A 16,108-nucleotide genomic window follows, 5' to 3' on the forward strand; every position below is an offset into this window, starting at 1 on the left:
CCCAGGGTTCGGTCCCGGGGGCCGGCGGGCGTCGCAAGCGGCTCACGGGACCTCCAGCAGTTCGACGGCCTCCCCGGCGGCCGCGCCGCCGGGCGGGACGACGGCCAGCGCCTCGGCCCGGGCGAGCCCGCGCAGCATGGCGGGCCCGTCGAAGGCGAGCGGGACGACGCCGTCGGCCGTCCGGCGGACGGGCTGCAGCCGGGTGTCCGAGGGGTGCCCGGGCAGCGCCGCCGCGGCGGGTGCGAGGGCGGGGGCGCCGACCGGCCGGCCGCTGCGGGCGTGCAGCAGCGGCAGGGCGAGCGTGACCATCCCGGCGACGGCGGCGAGCGGGTTGCCCGGCAGGCCGACCAGGTGGCGTCCGCCGGGCAGCCCGGCGAGCAGCATGGGGTGCCCGGGGCGGACGGCGACACCGTCCACCAGCAGCCGGGCACCCGCTTCGGCGAGCGCCCGGTGCAGGAAGTCGACCGGCCCGGCGGCCGTTCCGCCGGTGGTGACCACGATGTCGGCGGTGGAGTGCCGCAGCGCGTCCCGGAGCAGACCGAAGTCGTCGCGCACGTACCGCACTTCGTCGGTCTCGGCACCGGCGGACCGCAGCCAGGGCAGCAGCAGCGGCCCGAGCGCGTCCCGGACCAGGCCCGCGCCGGGAATCCCGGAGGTGAGCAACTCGTCTCCCAGGACGAGCAGTTGGACCACCGGGCGGCGGTGGACGAGCAGCCGGTCGTGGCCGCAGGCGGCGGCCAGGCCCAGCACGGCCGGCCCGACCGGGGTGCCCGCGGGCATCAACTCCTCGCCCCGGCGGCACTCCTGGCCGCGCGGACGGACGTCCTGGCCGGTGGTCAACCGGTGCGGTCCGCAGTCGCGCAGCAGCGTGCCGTCCGTCCGCCCGTGCTCCCGGCGCAGGACGGCGGTGGCGCCGGGCGGCAGCCGGGCACCGGTGGCGATCTCCGCCGCGGTGCCGTCGGCCAGCGGCGCGGGGTCGTCCGGACCGGCCAGCACCCGGCCGGCCACCCGCCACGGGCCGGGCCCGGCGACCGCCCAGCCGTCCATCGCGGAGGTGTCGAAGGCGGGCAGGTCGGTCAGCGCGCCGAGCGGCTCGGCCAGGGTGTGGCCGAGCGCCTCGGCCAGCGGCAGCCCCGTCCCGGGCAGCGGGCGCATCCCGGCCCGGCGCGCGGTCTCGCGGGCCCGGGGCCAGCTCTGCGCGCCGGGACCGGTGGGCGGGGCGGCCACGGCGGACTGTCCGACCGTGCTCACTGCTCGCCCGGCCGGTCGGCGGCGGCCCAGCGTTCGGCGACGGCCTCCGTGCGCCGGGCGGCCTCGGCGACGGCCTCCGGCCCGCCGCCCCGCTGAGCGGCGGCGTAGCCGATCAGGAAGGCGGTCAGCGGCGCGGCGGGCCGGGCCACTCCGTGTGCGACCACCCGGGCCGTGTCGAGCAGGCCGTGGACGTCCACGTCCAGGTCGATGCCCAGGTCGGCCTTGACCTCGGTGATCCAGTCATCCAGCGTGCGCTCCATGGGCCCCATGCTGCCTGATCGGCGGTTTCCCCGAGGTGTTCGCCCCGTGTGCGGGGCGCGTCGTTTCCCTCACGGGCCGGTGGCGGGCACGGTGAGGTTTCCGGGATCCGCCCCCGGACTCCCGTCGTCCGTCCGGAGACGGGGGTTCGACGAGGGTCTCAGTCCCGGTCCCGCTGCCGGGCCTGCTCCAGGTCCTCCCAGGTGTCGCAGTCGTACGCGACGCCGTCGGTGTCGGCGACCCGCGACCGGGCCAGTGCGCCGACCAGGCGGTGCAGCGGGCGGCCCGCCGGGTCGCCGAGGGCGGTCAGCGCGGCGCGCAGCGGGGCGGTGCGGTAGGCGGCGGCGAGCGGCTGGTCGCGCCCGCCCGCGTCGACCAGGACGGCGGCGTCCACGGACGGCCCGGCCCCGGCGAGGGCGGCGACCAGCCGTTCCACCGTCCGCCGGTCCAGGAACGGCAGGTCGGCGGCGAGCAGCAGCACGGTGTCCGCGGTGACCAGGCCGAGCCCGGCGGCGACGGCGGCGACCGGGCCGCCGCCGGGCGGCTGCTCCCTGGTCCAGCGGACGCCGGTGCGCGCGGTCGGCCGGGCCGGGCCGACGACGACGGTGGTGCGGGCGCCCGCGCAGGCGGCGAGCACCCGGTCGAGGAGGGTGGTCTCGCCCACGGTCAGGCCGGGCTTGTCGGCCCCGCCGAGGCGCCGGGCGGCCCCGCCCGCCGGAACGATCACGTCGTACGGCGTCATGCGGCCAGTATCCGCCTACGGAGCCCTGCCCGACCCGACCCAAGCCCGGGCCGACCCGACGCAAGCCCGGGCCTGAGCCCGGGCCCGACCCGAGCGCTGCCTGCGGCGCTACTCGGCGTCCTGCCCGCCGCCCGGCTCCGGGCCGGGCTCCGAGGCGTCCTCCGGGGCCTCCCCCTCGCCCTCCGCCGCCACCCGGGCGGTGTTGGCCGCCGCCCCCAGTTCCAGGATGACCGGCAGCGTCAGCTCCCCGTACCGCTCGTTCATCGCCGTGGCCAGCGCCTCCGGGTCGTCCGGGTGCTCGGCCAGCAGCCGGTCGAAGTCCTGGAGGTACTCGCCGGTGAAGGCGAGCACCCGGGCGGCGTCGTCGCCCTGGTCGGGGGCCCGGTGCCCGGCGATCACCCGGTCCGCGCCGAGGTCGGCGATCCGGCCGAGGTTGTGCCCCCAGGTGGTGCGCTGCGCCGGGCCGGTGTCGGCGGTCCAGACGTGGGTGCCGTTGTAGACGAAGTCCCCGGCGATCACGGTCCGGATGCTCGGCACGTGGACGACGGTGGAGTCGCCGCAGTCGGCCTGGCCGAGCAGCAGGACGGGGATCACCTGGCGGTCCAGCATGAGCGGCTGCGGCAGCAGCGGGGCGGGGACCAGCGGGTGGTCCGGGATGTCGTCCCCGTACACCGGCTTCCACTGGGCGACCTTGGCGGCGGCGGTGCGCAGGATGCCCTCGACCACCGCCGGGGCGGCCAGCAGCCGCGCGTCGGGGAAGAGCTTCAGCACCTCCTCGGCGCCGAAGTAGTGGTCCGGGTGCTGGTGGGTGACCACGATGGCGAGCAGCCGGCGGCCCTTGCCCGCGACCCATTCGGCGAGCTCGCGTCCGGCACTGCGGGTCAGCTGGGCGTCCACCAGGATCGCGGTGTGCTCGCCGAGGATCAGCGTGGAGGTGGCGAAGAAGGCCGACTCGGGGCCGGTGAAGACGGCGACCTCCAGCGGCCGGGCGGGCCGCTCGGCGTCCGGGGGTGCGGCCGCTTCGGCGTCCGCCCGCTCCGCGCCGGCGCTCTCGTCGGACGGGGACGACGTCACGGGCTGCTCCCTCGGGTCGGCGGTCGGGTTTCCTGCGCCCTACAGCATGGGAGCACCGGTGCCCGATTGCCCGGAAGGCGCGCCCGGCGGGGGTACGCGTTCCGGTCCACGTCACACCACGGCCCGGGCGGCAGGCGCCCGGAAACGCCGAAGGGCCCGTCCGCCGTCCTCCGGCGGTCGGGCCCTTCGGCCGTCAGGACTCAGGAGCGGGTCAGCGCCGCTTCGCGCCGCGCAGTCGGGCCACGCGGTCGGCGACACCCCAGGAGGTCACCCGCCACAGCGCCTCGACCACGATGCCGCGGCTCATCTTGGAGGCGCCCAGCTCGCGCTCGACGAAGGTGATCGGCACCTCGGCGACCTTGAACCCGGCCTTCACCGTGCGCCAGGCCAGGTCGACCTGGAAGCAGTACCCGGCCGAGGCGACCTCGTCCATGCCCAGGCCGAGCAGGGTCTCCTTGCGGAACGCCCGGTAGCCGCCGGTGACGTCCCGGATCGGCACGCCCAGCATCAGCCGGGAGTAGGTCGAGCCGCCGCGCGAGAGCAGCAGTCGCGACTTCGGCCAGTTCACCACCCGGCCGCCGGGCACCCAGCGCGAGCCCAGCACCAGGTCGGCGCCGCGCAGCGCGCCCAGCAGCCGGTCCAGTTCCTCGGGCTGGTGGGAGCCGTCGGCGTCCATCTCGACCAGCACGTCGTAGCCGTTGTCGATGCCCCAGCGGAAGCCCGCGAGGTAGGCGGCGCCCAGGCCTTCCTTGCCCTTGCGGTGCATCACGTGCACGTTCGGGTCCTCGGCGGCCAGCTTGTCGGCGAGCTCACCGGTGCCGTCGGGGCTGTTGTCGTCGGCGACCAGCACGTGGGCCTCGGGCACCGCGGCGCGGACCCTGCCGACGATGCGTTCGACGTTCTCCGCCTCGTTGTAGGTCGGGATGATCACGAGGACCCTGCCGAGATCAGCAAAACTCTGCTGGTTCACGGTCACGTACAAACCTCTCGGCCGATGGCGGGGAACTCGGGGAACACCGTCGCCCGCACTCTGGAACGCGGCTCCACCGGCAGCCCTCCGACGGGGTGACCACGGTGGGGAACTGCGCGCGGGGCGGACACTACCGCGTCCTGGCATCCTACTACCGCGCCCGGGAACCGCCGGTCCCGCCATGGCACTCCCACCGGATGCCCACCGTTTCCCCGTGGGTGACACCGTTCGGCTAGGGTCGATGCCCTTGCCCGTGCCCGGACCACCCGCACCGCCGGGCCCGCCCCCGGCGATCCGGCACACACCCGCCAGACAGCGAAGGATGAGGACCGCGCGCATGGACAGGCTCGTCAACACCGTCCGCCCCTACGCCTGGGGGTCGCTCACGGCCCTGCCGGAGCTGCTGGGGCAGCAGCCCACCGGCGAACCGCAGGCCGAGCTGTGGATGGGCGCCCACCCCGGCGCCCCGTCCCGGGCCGACCGCGGGGACGGCCCGCGCCGACTGGACGAGCTGATCGCGGCCGACCCCGAGCGCGAGCTGGGCGCCGCGAGCGTGGCCAGGTTCGGCCCCACCCTGCCGTTCCTCTTCAAGGTCCTCACCGCGGGCATCCCGCTGTCGATCCAGGCCCACCCCACGCTCGCCCAGGCCCGCGCCGGCTTCGCCGCCGAGAACGCCCTCGGCATCCCGCCGGACGCCCCCGAGCGCAGCTACCGCGACGCCAACCACAAGCCCGAAATGGTCTGCGCGCTGGGCGAGTTCGAGGGCCTGTGCGGCTTCCGCCGGCCCGCCGAGGCGGCCCGCCTGATGGCCGGGCTCTCCGTCCCCGGGCTCGACCCGCTGATCGGGCTGCTGGCCGTCGGGGACGAGTCCGAGGCACTGCGCGCCACCCTGGCCGCGATCCTCACCATGGACGCGGAGAGCGCCGGGCGGGCCGTCCGGGAGACGGTCGAGGCCCTGGCCCGCACCGAGCCGGACGGGGAGTACGCCCCGTACGCCCGGATCGCCAAGGACTTCCCGGACGACCGGGGCGTGATCGCCGGCCTGCTGCTCAACCACTTCCGGCTGCGGGCCGGCGAGGCGCTCTACCTGGGCGCCGGGGTGCCGCACGCCTACCTGGCCGGCGCCTGCGTCGAGCTCCAGGCCAACTCCGACAACGTGCTGCGGGCCGGCCTCACCCCGAAGCACATCGACGTGCCGGAGCTGCTGGCCGTCGTGGTCTTCGAGGCCGGCGCCCCCGGGGTGCTGGCCCCCGTCCGGGTCGACGGCACCCCGGGCGAGGAGCTCTACCCCGTCCCGATCGACGAGTTCCGGCTCTCCCGCTTCACGCTGGACGGCGCCGGGCGCACGGTCGACGGCCGCACCCCGCAGATCCTGCTCTGCACGGCGGGCACCGCCCGGCTCACCGCCGCCGACGGCACCGTCCTGGACCTCGCCCGCGGCCAGTCCGCCTTCCTGCCCGCCACCGGCACCCCCACCCGGCTCGACGGCACCGCCACCACGCTCTTCCGCGCCACCGTCACCGTCTGACGCTCCACCGGTCCGGCCGGCCGGTCATCCGGTCGCCCCGGCCCGGGGCCGGGGCTGCACTGTGGCCGACGCCCCGGCGCCCGGCCCGGCCGCGGCACTGCCCGCACCGGTTCCGACCGGACCCGCCCGCTCCCGGACCGGCCCCGGCCCCGCCCGGGTTCAGTCCCGGGTCATGTCGACGAAGCGCGAGTAGTGGCCCTGGAAGGCCACCGTGATCGTCGCGGTCGGGCCGTTACGGTGCTTGGCGACGATCAGGTCGGCCTCGCCCGCCCGCGGGGACTCCTTCTCGTAGGCGTCCTCGCGGTGCAGCAGGATGACCATGTCGGCGTCCTGCTCGATGGAGCCGGACTCTCGCAGGTCGGAGACCATCGGCCGCTTGTCGGTGCGCTGCTCGGGGCCACGGTTCAGCTGGGAGAGCGCGATGACCGGGACTTCCAGCTCCTTGGCCAGCAGCTTGAGGTTACGGGACATGTCCGAGACCTCCTGCTGGCGGTTCTCGGCCCGGCGGGAGCCGCCGGACTGCATCAGCTGGAGGTAGTCGATGACGACCAGCTTGATGTCGTTGCGCTGCTTGAGCCGGCGGCACTTGGCCCGGATCTCCATCATCGACAGGTTCGGGGAGTCGTCGATGAACAGCGGCGCCTCGCTGACGTCGGGCATCCGGCGGGCGACCCGGGTCCAGTCGTCGTCCGTCATGTTCCCGGAGCGCATGTGGTGCAGCGCGACCCGGGCCTCGGCGGAGAGCAGGCGCATGGCGATCTCGTTGCGGCCCATTTCGAGCGAGAAGATCACGCTGGGCAGCTTGTTCTGGATCGAGCAGGCCCGGGCGAAGTCCAGCGCCAGGGTGGACTTGCCCATCGCGGGGCGGGCCGCGATGACGATCATCTGGCCGGGGTGCAGCCCGTTGGTGAGCGCGTCGAAGTCGGCGAAGCCGGTCGGGACGCCGGACATCTGGCCGTTGCGGGAGCCGATCGCCTCGATCTCGTCGAGGGCGCCCTCCATGATGTCGGCGAGCGGCGCGTAGTCCTCGTTGGTGCGCTGCTCGGTGACGGCGTAGATCTCCGCCTGGGCGGCGTTGACGATCTCGTCCACGTCGCCCTCGGCCGCGTACCCCATGCCGGCGATCCGGGTGCCCGCCTCGACCAGGCGGCGCAGCACGGCGCGCTCGTGGACGATCTGGGCGTAGTACTCGGCGTTGGCCGCGGTGGGGACGGAGTTGACCAGGGTGTGCAGGTAGGAGGCGCCGCCGACCCGCTGCAGTTCGCCGCGCTTGGTCAGCTCGCCGGCCACGGTGATCGGGTCGGCCGGCTCGCCCCGGGCGTACAGGTCGAGGATCGCGCCGTGGACCATCTCGTGCGCGGGCCGGTAGTAGTCGGCCGGCTTGAGCACCTCGACCACGTCGGCGATGGCGTCCTTGGAGAGCAGCATGCCGCCGAGGACGGACTGCTCGGCGGCCAGGTCCTGCGGGGGGACCCGCTCGAAGCCCTCACCGCCGCCGCCGTCGCCGTCGTCGCGGCGCTGCCGGCCGCCCTCCGACTGGCCGCCGCCCTTCTGGAAGCCGTCACGACCGCCCTTGCCGCCCTTGCCGCCGCCCTTCTGGAAGCCGTCGCGGCCGCCGCCCTGGCCGTCGCGGCTCCGGGCGACCGGGAGCCGGTCGCCGGGGCCGTCCGGGAAGGGCGCGTCGTCGAAGGCACCGGCCGGGAAGGGGTCCTCGGCGGGCTGCCAGTCCTCCTCCGGCGGCGGGGCGTCGTGGTCGTCGTACTGGGGGCCGGTCACGCGTGTTCCCCGATCAGCGAGTGGTGCGAGTTGGAGCGGGCCTTGCCGGTGGCTGGTGGAGCGGATCCGCTCCTCTTTGTACGCCACGGCCCCGACAAATCGGACGCCGGGGCGGTGGGAGTGTCGGGCGGACGGCCCACGCTAAGGCGCCGGGAGCCCTTGCGCCAAGGCGGTTATCCACAGGGGGTGTGGATGAACGCCCCGGTCCTGTGGAGAACTGCCGCAAAGCTGTGGACACCCCTGTGGATGTCCCTGTGGATAACCTGACGATCGATCCACCGTCAACCTGCTGACCTGGGACTACCTCTTCCGGGGCCTGTGCATGAGAAATTCTTCACACACCTCCGAACGGCTGTGGGCGCGGAGCGGACGAACCGCGCCGCTCAAGATTTCGAGTAATAGGCATAAAGCAGTTACATCCATTACCTGTGGATGAGTAGCCTGGAGCCCATGACCGCCTCGCCCCCGACTCCCGCCCCGGCCCGCCGCCGGCACGACCGGGAGATCCTCGCCCTGGCCGTCCCGGCCTTCGGCGCACTGGTCGCCGAACCGCTCTTCCTGATGGCCGACTCGGCGATCGTCGGCCACCTCGGCACCCCCCAGCTGGCCGGCGTCGGCGTCGCCTCCGCCGCCCTCACCACCGCGACCGGCGTGTTCGTCTTCCTCGCCTACGCCACCACCGCGGCGGTCGCCCGCCGGATCGGTGCCGGGGACCGCCGGGGAGCCGTGCAGCAGGGCATCGACGGCGTCTGGCTCGCCCTCGGCCTGGCCGTCCCGGTGGTCCTGCTGACCCTCCTGGCGGCCCCCTGGGTGGCCGACGTACTGGGCGCCTCGGAGACCGCCGCGCCCTACGCGGTGACCTACCTGCGGATCAGCGCCCTGGGCATCCCGGCGATGCTCATGGTGCTCGCCGCCACCGGTGTGCTGCGCGGCCTCCAGGACACCCGCACCCCGCTGCTGGTGGCCGTCGCGGGCTTCGCCGCCAACATCGGCCTGAACGTCGGCCTGGTGTACGGCGCCGGGCTCGGGGTGGCCGGCTCGGCCTGGGGCACCGTGCTCGCGCAGACCGGGATGGCCGCCGTCTACCTGGTCGTGGTGGTCCGCGGCGCCCGCCGGGAGCGGGCCTCGCTGCGGCCGGACGCGACCGGCATCCGGGCCAGTGCGAAGGCCGGCGGCCCGCTGCTGGTCCGGACGATCAGCCTGCGCGCGGTGCTGATCATCGCGACCGCGGTGGCCGCCCGGCTGGGCGACGACCAGGTGGCCGCGCACCAGATCACCATGACGCTGTTCAGCTTCCTGGCCTTCGCGCTGGACGCCATCGCGATCGCCGGCCAGGCCATCATCGGCCGCTACCTCGGCGCCTCCGACGTCCCGGGCGCCAGGGCTGCCACCCGCCGGATGGTCGAGTGGGGCATCGGCTCCGGGGTGCTGCTCGGCGTGCTGGTGGTGGCCGCCCGTCCGCTCTACGTCCCGCTGTTCACGCCCGACCCGGCCGTGCAGGCGCAGCTGGACACCGCCCTGCTGCTGCTCGCGCTGAGCCAGCCGGTGGCCGGCCTGGTCTTCGTGCTGGACGGGGTGCTGATGGGCGCCGGGGACGGGCCGTACCTGGCCTGGGCCGCGCTGGGGACCCTGGCGCTGTTCGCCCCGGCGGCCTTCGCGGTCCCGGCCACCGGTGCCGGACTGGCCGGGCTCTGGTGGGCGATGAACCTGTTCATGCTGGTCCGGGCCGGCTTCCTGGCCTGGCGCGCCCGGGGCGGCAAGTGGCTGGTCACCGGGGCCGTGCGCGGCTAGCCGGGACCTTCCGGCAGGGCCCCGCGGGGTGCGGCCCCTCCCGGCGCCGGGAACGACCGAGGGCCGGGCTCCCCCCGACGGGAGGAGCCCGGCCCTCAGGCCACTGCTACGGAACTCAGGCAGCGACGACCGCGATGTCCAGGTTGGCCTGGACGTCGGAGTGCAGCTTGACCGAGACCTTGTGGGTGCCCACGGTCTTGATCGGCGAGGCGATCGCGACGGCGCGCTTGTCGACCGACGGGCCGCCGGCGGCCTTGATGGCCTCGACGACGTCGGCCTGGGTCACCGAGCCGAACAGACGGCCGGCGTCACCCGAGCGAACGGCCAGCTTGACCTGGACGCCCTCCAGCTTGCCCTTGACCTCGTTGGCGGCCTCGAGGGTCTGGATCTCGTGGATCTTGCGGGCGCGACGGATGGCGTCGACGTCCTTCTGACCGCCCTTGGTCCAGCGGATGGCGAAGCCACGCGGAACCAGGTAGTTGCGGGCGTAGCCGTCCTTGACCTCGACGACCTCGCCGGCGGAACCGAGACCCGGAACCTCGTGCGTGAGGATGATCTTCATTATTCGGTCACCCTCTCTTAGCGCGCGGTGCTGGTGTAGGGCAGCAGCGCCATCTCACGGCTGTTCTTCACGGCCGTGGCGACGTCACGCTGGTGCTGGGTGCAGTTGCCGGTGACCCGGCGGGCACGGATCTTTCCGCGGTCGGAGATGTACTTCCGCAGCAGGTTCGTGTCCTTGTAGTCAACGTAGTTGACCTTGTCCTTGCAGAAGACGCAAACCTTCTTCTTCGGCTTGCGAGCAGGCGGCTTCGCCATTGTGTGCTCCATTTGGGGTTCACGGCCCGGCGGGCGTCCGGGGACGCCGGCGGCCGGGCCGCACGAAATCTGTCAGCTCTTAGAACGGGGGCTCTTCCGAGAAGCCGCCACCACCACCGGCCGGGGCACCCCAGCCGCCGCCGCCCTGGTTTCCACCGGACGGGGCGCTGGACGCCCACGGGTCGTCGGCGGGGCCGGACTGGCCACCGGAGTTTCCACCCCAGTTGCCGCCCTGCTGACCGCCACCGCCGCCCCAGTTGCCCTGGCCGCTGCCGCCGCCCTGCTGGCCGCCGAAGCCGCCGCCGGGGGCGCCGCCGCCCGGGCCACCGGACCGGTTGGCACGGGTGACCTTGGCGGTCGCCGAGCGCAGGCTCGGGCCGACCTCGTCGACCTCGACCTCGAAGACCGTCCGCTTCTCGCCTTCCTTGGTCTCGTAAGACCGCTGGCGCAGTCGGCCCTGCACGATGACGCGCATGCCGCGCTGCAGCGACTCGGCCACGTTCTCCGCCGGCTGCCGCCAGACGTTGCACGTGAGGAAGAGGCTCTCGCCGTCCTTCCACTCGTTCGTCTGACGGTCGAAGGTGCGGGGGGTGGACGCGATGCGGAACTTCGCGACCGCCGCACCCGACGGGGTGAAGCGCAGCTCGGGGTCGTCGACGAGATTGCCGACGAGGGTGATGACGGTCTCGCCTGCCATGGTGGTGATGACCTCTCGGGAAGATGTCCGTTCACCGCTGTTTCACGTGAAACAACGGTCGCGAGCTACCCGAGACCCGAAGGCCTCAGAGGTGGCTCAGTGGGTGTCCGGGCGCAGGACCTTGGTCCGCAGAACCGACTCGCTCAGGCCCATCTGGCGGTCGAGCTCCTTGACGACCTCAGGCGTGGCCTTCAGGTCGATGACCGAGTAGATGCCCTCGGACTGCTTGTTGATCTCGTAAGCCAGACGGCGACGACCCCAGGTGTCGACCTTCTCCACCTTGCCGCCCGCGTTGCGGACGACCGTGAGGAAGTTCTCGATCAGGGGGGAGACAGCGCGCTCCTCGACCGAGGGGTCGAGGATGACCATCACCTCGTAGTGACGCATGGGTAACCCACCTCCTTTGGACTCAGCGGCCACGGTCTCTCCGTGGCAGGAGGGTTGTGCGTAGCGTCGGCACCGGAGCAGTGACGACTCCGGCCACCGTAGCGGCCGGGTCGGACAATCGGGCCCCACCCGCCCTCGAAGGGGCGTCGCCCGTAAGAGGGCGCAAGGGGGCACAACTACACCAGTGCAGACGGCACAGCCTACCCGCACCCGTACGGCCGAACAAAACGCATAGGGGTTGTGAGACCGGCCCAACCGCCGCAATCTGGACGGAACGGGATTCCTGCCCGTTCGTCTCCACGCCAGGAGGTGGGACTCATGGCCCAGTCCGTCCACCGCATGCCCGCGCTCACGCTGAACACCGACGGCCACCCGCACCCCCGCGAGAACACCCTGGTGGCACTGACCGCCGTCCTGGGCGTGATCGCCTTCACCACCTCGTTCTTCCACAACCTGCACCTGCTGAGCTCGTGGACCGGCCTGGCCGGCATCGTCACGGGGTTCTGGGGGATGTTCGTCTCGGTCACCACCGCCGAGCGCTTCGTCCTGATGATCACGCTCGGCGCCTCCGCGATCGGCTTCTACCTCGGCATCGCCCGGGGCGGCCTCTGGGGCTGATCCGGCACCCTCCCGGCACGGGCCCGACGGGCCCCTCCGGAACCCTCGGCGCCCCCGTCGCGTATCTGCAGAGGACAGGTACCCGACGGGGGCGCCGTCGTGCCCGCCACGACGGGGGCCCGGACCCCGGACGATAAGGTCAGCCCCAGAACCCGGGGCCCACCGCAGCCCGACCGACGAGGAGCACCGAGCAATGAGCCTGCGCCTGAGGACGATCACCCGCGAGGAGCACCTCGCCTTCATCAGGAGCCGCGCCTCGGCCAGCCACATGCAGGTGCCGTCGTGGGGCGACGTGAAGGCCGAGTGGCGGTCCGAGTCGATCGGCTGGTTCGACGAGGCCGACCAGCTCGTCGGAGCCGGCCTGGTGCTCTACCGCCAGCTGCCGAAGCTCAAGCGCTACCTCGCCTACCTGCCCGAGGGCCCGGTCATCGACTGGTTCGACCGCGACCTGGACCGCTGGCTCTCCCCGATGCTGGCGCACCTGAAGTCGCAGGGCGCGTTCTCCGTGAAGATGGGCCCGCCGGTGGTCATCCGCCGCTGGAACGCGCCCACCATCAAGGAGGCGATCGCCGCCAAGCAGGCCAAGCGGCTGCGCGACGTCGAGGCCGACTGGTACGAGGCGCGCGCCTTCGAGGTGGCCGACCGACTGCGCAAGGCCGGCTGGCTGCAGGGCGAGGACGGCGGCGCCGGCTTCGGCGACGTCCAGCCCCGCTACGTCTTCCAGGTGCCGCTGGCCAACCGCTCGCTGGACGACATCCACAAGAACTTCAACCAGCTGTGGCGCCGCAACATCAAGAAGGCCGAGAAGAGCGGCGTCGAGGTGTTCCAGGGCGGCTACGACGAGCTGCCGATCTTCCACCAGCTCTACCTGGTCACCGCCGAGCGCGACAAGTTCACCCCGCGCCCGCTGGCCTACTTCCAGCGGATGTGGAAGGCCCTCACCGCCGAGGACCCGAACCGCATGCGGCTCTACATCGCCTACCACGAGGGCGAGCCGCTGGCCGCGACCACGATGCTCGTGGTCGGCGAGCACGTCTGGTACTCCTACGGCGCCTCGGCCAACCACAAGCGCGAGGTCAAGCCGTCCAACGCCATCCAGTGGCGGATGATGCGCGACTCCTACGCCCTCGGCGGCGGGGTGTACGACCTGCGCGGCATCAGTGACACCCTGGACGAGAACGACCACCTGTTCGGTCTGATCCAGTTCAAGGTCGGCACCGGCGGCCAGGCGGCCGAGTACCTCGGCGAGTGGGACTTCCCGCTCAACAAGCTGCTGCACAAGGCCCTCGACCTCTACATGTCCCGCCGCTGAGGAGGCTGACCCGATGACGCTGTCGCTCTACCTCGAGACCGAACGCTGGCGCGCCCACCAGCGCTCCGTCCTCGCCGAGTTCCCCGGCCTGGTGCCGGTCGCCAAGGGGAACGGCTACGGCCTGGGCAACCACCGGCTGGCCGAGGAGGCGACACTGCTGGGCACCGGGGTGCTCGCCGTCGGCACGGCGTACGAGGCCGCCGACGCCGCCGAGTGGTACGGCGGCGAGCTGCTGGTGCTCACCCCCTACCGGGTCGGCGAGGAGGTGCTGCCGCTGCCGCACGCCCGGGTGATCCGGACGGTGGCGAGCGTGGCCGCGCTGCGGACCCTGCACGGCGCCCGGGTGGTGCTGGAGTGCATGACCACCATGCGCCGGCACGGCGTGAGCGCCGCCGACCTGCACACCGTCGCCGCCGAACTGGACGGCGTCAGCTTCGAGGGCCTGGCGCTGCACCTGCCGATGGACCGGCCGGACGGCTCCAGCCCGGTCGAGGAGGTCGCCTACTGGGTGGACACCGCCCGGGCGGCCGGCATCCCGGTGCACACCGTGTTCGTCAGCCACCTCGGCGCGGCCGGCATGCAGCAGCTGACCCAGCGCTACCCGGAGACGGTCTTCCGCGCCCGGATCGGCACCCGGCTCTGGCTGGGCGACCACGCCGCGCTGGAGGTCCGGGCCACCGTCCTGGACGTCACCCCGGTGAAGAAGGGCGACCGCTACGGCTACCGCCAGCACCCGGCGCCGGCCGACGGCCACATCCTGGTGGTCGCGGGCGGCACCGCGCACGGCATCGGCCTGGAGGCGCCCAAGTACGTGCAGAGCATGGCCTCGCGCGCCAAGGGCATCGCCCGGGCCGGACTGGCGACCGTCAACAAGACCAAGTCGCCGTTCCACTGGTCCGGCAAGCAGCTCTGGTTCGCCGAGCCGCCGCACATGCAGGTCTCGCTGCTGTTCCTGGACGGCGAGACCGCGCCCCCCGCGATCGGCGAGGAGCTCGGTCTCCAGGTCCGCCACACCACCACGCACTTCGACCGCGTAGTGGACCGCTAGGCGCTCTCCTGGCCGGCCCGCTGGCCGGCCCGCCCGCCGGACGGGTCACGGCCTCACGGCCTCACGGCTTCAGGACGTCCCGGCCCGGCTCCGACAGTCCAGGCTCGCTCAGCCACTGCTCGGGGCCGGCCGGCGCGTACGCGGCGTAGGTCTCCTCCTCGCGCAGCCGCCGGGCGGTGCCCAGCACGGTCACGTCCGGGGCGTGGTCGAGGACCCCGCCGGACGGGTCGTCGCTGCCGTCCCAGCGGACCGGGTCGCGGTCCGGCTCCAGGACGTCCCGGACGACGAGGACGACCAGGTAGAGCGTGCCGATCAGGTGCAGCCCGATCGCGAAGTGGTACCAGGCCTCGCCGATGCCGTGCTGCTTGGGCCCGGTGACGAGGCCCAGGTGGGACCAGATCCCCAGGGTGTACAGCACCTCGCAGGCCTGCCAGACCAGGAAGTCCCGCCAGCGCGGCCGGGCCAGCACCGCGAGCGGCAGCAGCCAGAGCGCGTACTGCGGCGAGTACACCTTGTTGACCAGCACGAACAGCGCGACCACCAGGAACGCCAGCTGCGCGAAGCGCGGACGGCGCGGCGCCGAGAACCCCAGCCACGCTATGGCCAGGCAGCCCAGCACCATCAGCACGCCGATGTAGAGGTCGAGGTCGGCCAGACCGGCGCCGCGGACCTGCATCAGGATCAGCCAGAACGAGCCGTAGTCCTCGCCGCGGTGCTTGCTGAACACGTAGAACGTCGACCAGCCCTGCCAGTTGGCGAGCATGATCGGCAGGTTGACCACCAGCCAGGCGCCCACCGCGCCGCCCAGCGCCAGCCGGAACTCGCGCCACTTGCCGGCCCGCCAGCAGAGCACCAGCAGCGGCCCGAGCAGCAGCAGCGGGTAGAGCTTGGCGGCGGTGGCCAGGCCGATGAAGACGCCGGCCCAGCCCGGGCGGGCGCCGGCCCACCAGGCCATCGCCACGGCGGCCAGCGCGACCGCCAGCAGGTCCCAGTTGACCGTGCCGTTGAGCAGCAGGACGGGCGCGAGCGCGAACAGCAGCGCGTCCCAGGGGCGGCGGCGGTGGGTGCGGGTGAGCGCCACCACGGCGACCACCGCGCAGGCCATCAGCAGCCCGGCGTTGATCGCCCAGAACCACTGCTCCTGGTTCTGCTGGTCGCCCCCGCCGGGCGTCAGCCAGGCCGCGACCTGCATGAACAGGCCGGTCAGCACCGGGTACTCCAGGTACTGGAGGTCTCCCGAGGAGCCCGGGATGCGGTCCACGTACGGGTGCAGCCCGGCGGCGAAGCCGCGCCCGGAGAACAGGTGCGGGATGTCGCTGTAGCAGGCGTGGATGTACTGCGGCGAGCCCGGCTGGAACCAGGCCTGCTCGTAGCAGGGCAGCTTCTGCACCATGCCGAGCACCGAGACCACGATCACCGCGAGCGCCAGGAAGCGGGCCGGGATCCACCAGGAGACGCCGAGCAGCGCCCGACGTCCGGGCGGCCCGCCGATCACCTCGCTGCCGGCCGCCGCCACCGGGTCCTCGTCGGCCGGCACCACCACGGTGTCGGCCTGCGGCACGGCCGTAACGACGGCTGCCGGGGTGGGCCCTGCGGCGTCTCCGGGCCCGGCCGGGGCGGCGGTTTCGTCACGATCGCTCGTCGTCATGCCGGACATCCTGCCGCACCATCTCCGCCGGGACGAGGATGACCCCGCAACGGTCTGCGGGGGTTCCGGGCGGGCGGGTCCGCGAATCATGACGAAACGGCGGTGGCGGGCCCGCCGCCGGGACCGCCCCCCCCCGGCCCGGGGGACCGGGGGGCGCGGGGCTGCCCGCGCGCGCCGCGGGCGGCACCGGGG

14 protein-coding genes and 2 pseudogenes are annotated in these 16,108 nt (G+C 73.5%); 5 read left to right on the forward strand and 11 right to left on the reverse strand.

The genetic code is table 11. The annotated features are described in order from the left end of the window. Positions 1–42 precede the first annotated feature (42 nt). The 5 genes and pseudogenes from ACFQ6N_RS15390 to ACFQ6N_RS15410 form a co-directional block, all read right to left on the reverse strand. The gene (locus ACFQ6N_RS15390) at positions 43–1,155 is read right to left on the reverse strand and encodes a molybdopterin molybdotransferase MoeA (protein WP_380649446.1); all 1,113 of its coding nucleotides are present in this window, start codon (positions 1,153–1,155) and stop codon (positions 43–45) included. Between the two features lie 92 nt (positions 1,156–1,247). Next, positions 1,248–1,530: pseudogene (locus ACFQ6N_RS15395) on the reverse strand (DUF6457 domain-containing protein); the annotation flags it as partial. Positions 1,531–1,681: 151 nt separating this feature from the next. Then, positions 1,682–2,251: pseudogene (locus ACFQ6N_RS15400) on the reverse strand (molybdenum cofactor guanylyltransferase); the annotation flags it as partial. A gap of 108 nt (positions 2,252–2,359) precedes the next feature. Next, positions 2,360–3,325, reverse strand: a complete 966-nt coding sequence (locus ACFQ6N_RS15405; RefSeq protein ID WP_380649428.1) for an MBL fold metallo-hydrolase — start codon at positions 3,323–3,325, stop codon at positions 2,360–2,362. Between the two features lie 211 nt (positions 3,326–3,536). Beyond that, positions 3,537–4,301 (reverse strand): polyprenol monophosphomannose synthase, encoded by a 765-nt coding sequence (locus tag ACFQ6N_RS15410; RefSeq protein ID WP_380649429.1) that lies wholly within the window; start codon positions 4,299–4,301, stop codon positions 3,537–3,539. Between the two features lie 331 nt (positions 4,302–4,632). Here ACFQ6N_RS15410 and manA point away from each other — a divergent pair, with 331 nt between their 5' ends. Beyond that, on the forward strand, positions 4,633–5,823 hold the full coding sequence (gene manA / locus ACFQ6N_RS15415; protein WP_380649430.1) for a mannose-6-phosphate isomerase, class I: 1,191 nt from the start codon (positions 4,633–4,635) through the stop codon (positions 5,821–5,823). Positions 5,824–5,982: 159 nt separating this feature from the next. On the opposite strand, the gene dnaB is transcribed toward manA, so the two are convergent. Further along, positions 5,983–7,599, reverse strand: a complete 1,617-nt coding sequence (dnaB, locus tag ACFQ6N_RS15420) for a replicative DNA helicase (protein ID WP_380649432.1) — start codon at positions 7,597–7,599, stop codon at positions 5,983–5,985. 450 nt (positions 7,600–8,049) lie between these two features. Between dnaB and ACFQ6N_RS15425 the strand changes: the two genes are divergently transcribed. After that, a complete protein-coding gene (locus tag ACFQ6N_RS15425) occupies positions 8,050–9,390 on the forward strand; it encodes an MATE family efflux transporter (RefSeq protein WP_380649433.1) in 1,341 nt (446 codons plus the stop codon). Between the two features lie 115 nt (positions 9,391–9,505). On the opposite strand, the gene rplI is transcribed toward ACFQ6N_RS15425, so the two are convergent. The 4 genes from rplI to rpsF form a co-directional block, all read right to left on the reverse strand. Then, entirely contained in the window at positions 9,506–9,952 is a 447-nt protein-coding gene (gene rplI / locus ACFQ6N_RS15430) for a 50S ribosomal protein L9 (RefSeq protein WP_380649434.1), read from the reverse strand. Between the two features lie 17 nt (positions 9,953–9,969). Further along, positions 9,970–10,206, reverse strand: a complete 237-nt coding sequence (gene rpsR, locus ACFQ6N_RS15435; protein ID WP_030059640.1) for a 30S ribosomal protein S18 — start codon at positions 10,204–10,206, stop codon at positions 9,970–9,972. A 79-nt stretch (positions 10,207–10,285) separates the two neighbouring features. After that, positions 10,286–10,903, reverse strand: a complete 618-nt coding sequence (locus ACFQ6N_RS15440) for a single-stranded DNA-binding protein (RefSeq protein ID WP_380649435.1) — start codon at positions 10,901–10,903, stop codon at positions 10,286–10,288. Between the two features lie 96 nt (positions 10,904–10,999). After that, complete coding sequence (rpsF, locus tag ACFQ6N_RS15445; protein ID WP_063348486.1) at positions 11,000–11,290, reverse strand: 30S ribosomal protein S6; 291 nt, start codon at positions 11,288–11,290, stop codon at positions 11,000–11,002. A gap of 318 nt (positions 11,291–11,608) precedes the next feature. On the opposite strand from rpsF, the gene ACFQ6N_RS15450 reads away from it, so the two are divergent. The 3 genes from ACFQ6N_RS15450 (at position 11,609) to ACFQ6N_RS15460 (ending at position 14,268) form a co-directional block, all read left to right on the forward strand. Then, positions 11,609–11,908, forward strand: a complete 300-nt coding sequence (locus ACFQ6N_RS15450) for a hypothetical protein (protein WP_380649437.1) — start codon at positions 11,609–11,611, stop codon at positions 11,906–11,908. 193 nt (positions 11,909–12,101) lie between these two features. Continuing rightward, on the forward strand, positions 12,102–13,220 hold the full coding sequence (locus tag ACFQ6N_RS15455) for a lipid II:glycine glycyltransferase FemX (RefSeq protein WP_380649438.1): 1,119 nt from the start codon (positions 12,102–12,104) through the stop codon (positions 13,218–13,220). 13 nt (positions 13,221–13,233) lie between these two features. Then, positions 13,234–14,268 carry an alanine racemase gene (locus ACFQ6N_RS15460; RefSeq protein ID WP_380649440.1) on the forward strand — a complete coding sequence of 345 codons (1,035 nt, stop codon included), beginning with the start codon at positions 13,234–13,236 and terminating at the stop codon, positions 14,266–14,268. Between the two features lie 61 nt (positions 14,269–14,329). On the opposite strand, the gene ACFQ6N_RS15465 is transcribed toward ACFQ6N_RS15460, so the two are convergent. Beyond that, positions 14,330–15,916 carry a glycosyltransferase family 87 protein gene (locus tag ACFQ6N_RS15465; RefSeq protein WP_380649441.1) on the reverse strand — a complete coding sequence of 529 codons (1,587 nt, stop codon included), beginning with the start codon at positions 15,914–15,916 and terminating at the stop codon, positions 14,330–14,332. Between the last annotated feature and the right edge of the window lie 192 nt (positions 15,917–16,108).

This window comes from Kitasatospora sp. NPDC056446, from assembly GCF_042796115.1.
GTDB lineage: Bacteria > Actinomycetota > Actinomycetes > Streptomycetales > Streptomycetaceae > Kitasatospora.

Excerpts from the sequence above, each read along its gene's own strand:
- ACFQ6N_RS15390 (WP_380649446.1), bottom strand. The coding sequence starts at position 1,155 with ATGCGCCCGCTGCCCGGGACGGGGCTGCCGCTGGCCGAGGCGCTCGGC.
- manA (WP_380649430.1), top strand. The coding sequence starts at position 4,633 with ATGGACAGGCTCGTCAACACCGTCCGCCCCTACGCCTGGGGGTCGCTC.
- ACFQ6N_RS15425 (WP_380649433.1), top strand. The coding sequence starts at position 8,050 with ATGACCGCCTCGCCCCCGACTCCCGCCCCGGCCCGCCGCCGGCACGAC.
- rplI (WP_380649434.1), bottom strand. The coding sequence starts at position 9,952 with ATGAAGATCATCCTCACGCACGAGGTTCCGGGTCTCGGTTCCGCCGGC.
- rpsR (WP_030059640.1), bottom strand. The coding sequence starts at position 10,206 with ATGGCGAAGCCGCCTGCTCGCAAGCCGAAGAAGAAGGTTTGCGTCTTC.
- ACFQ6N_RS15440 (WP_380649435.1), bottom strand. The coding sequence starts at position 10,903 with ATGGCAGGCGAGACCGTCATCACCCTCGTCGGCAATCTCGTCGACGAC.
- rpsF (WP_063348486.1), bottom strand. The coding sequence starts at position 11,290 with ATGCGTCACTACGAGGTGATGGTCATCCTCGACCCCTCGGTCGAGGAG.
- ACFQ6N_RS15450 (WP_380649437.1), top strand. The coding sequence starts at position 11,609 with ATGGCCCAGTCCGTCCACCGCATGCCCGCGCTCACGCTGAACACCGAC.
- ACFQ6N_RS15455 (WP_380649438.1), top strand. The coding sequence starts at position 12,102 with ATGAGCCTGCGCCTGAGGACGATCACCCGCGAGGAGCACCTCGCCTTC.
- ACFQ6N_RS15460 (WP_380649440.1), top strand. The coding sequence starts at position 13,234 with ATGACGCTGTCGCTCTACCTCGAGACCGAACGCTGGCGCGCCCACCAG.
- ACFQ6N_RS15465 (WP_380649441.1), bottom strand. The coding sequence starts at position 15,916 with ATGACGACGAGCGATCGTGACGAAACCGCCGCCCCGGCCGGGCCCGGA.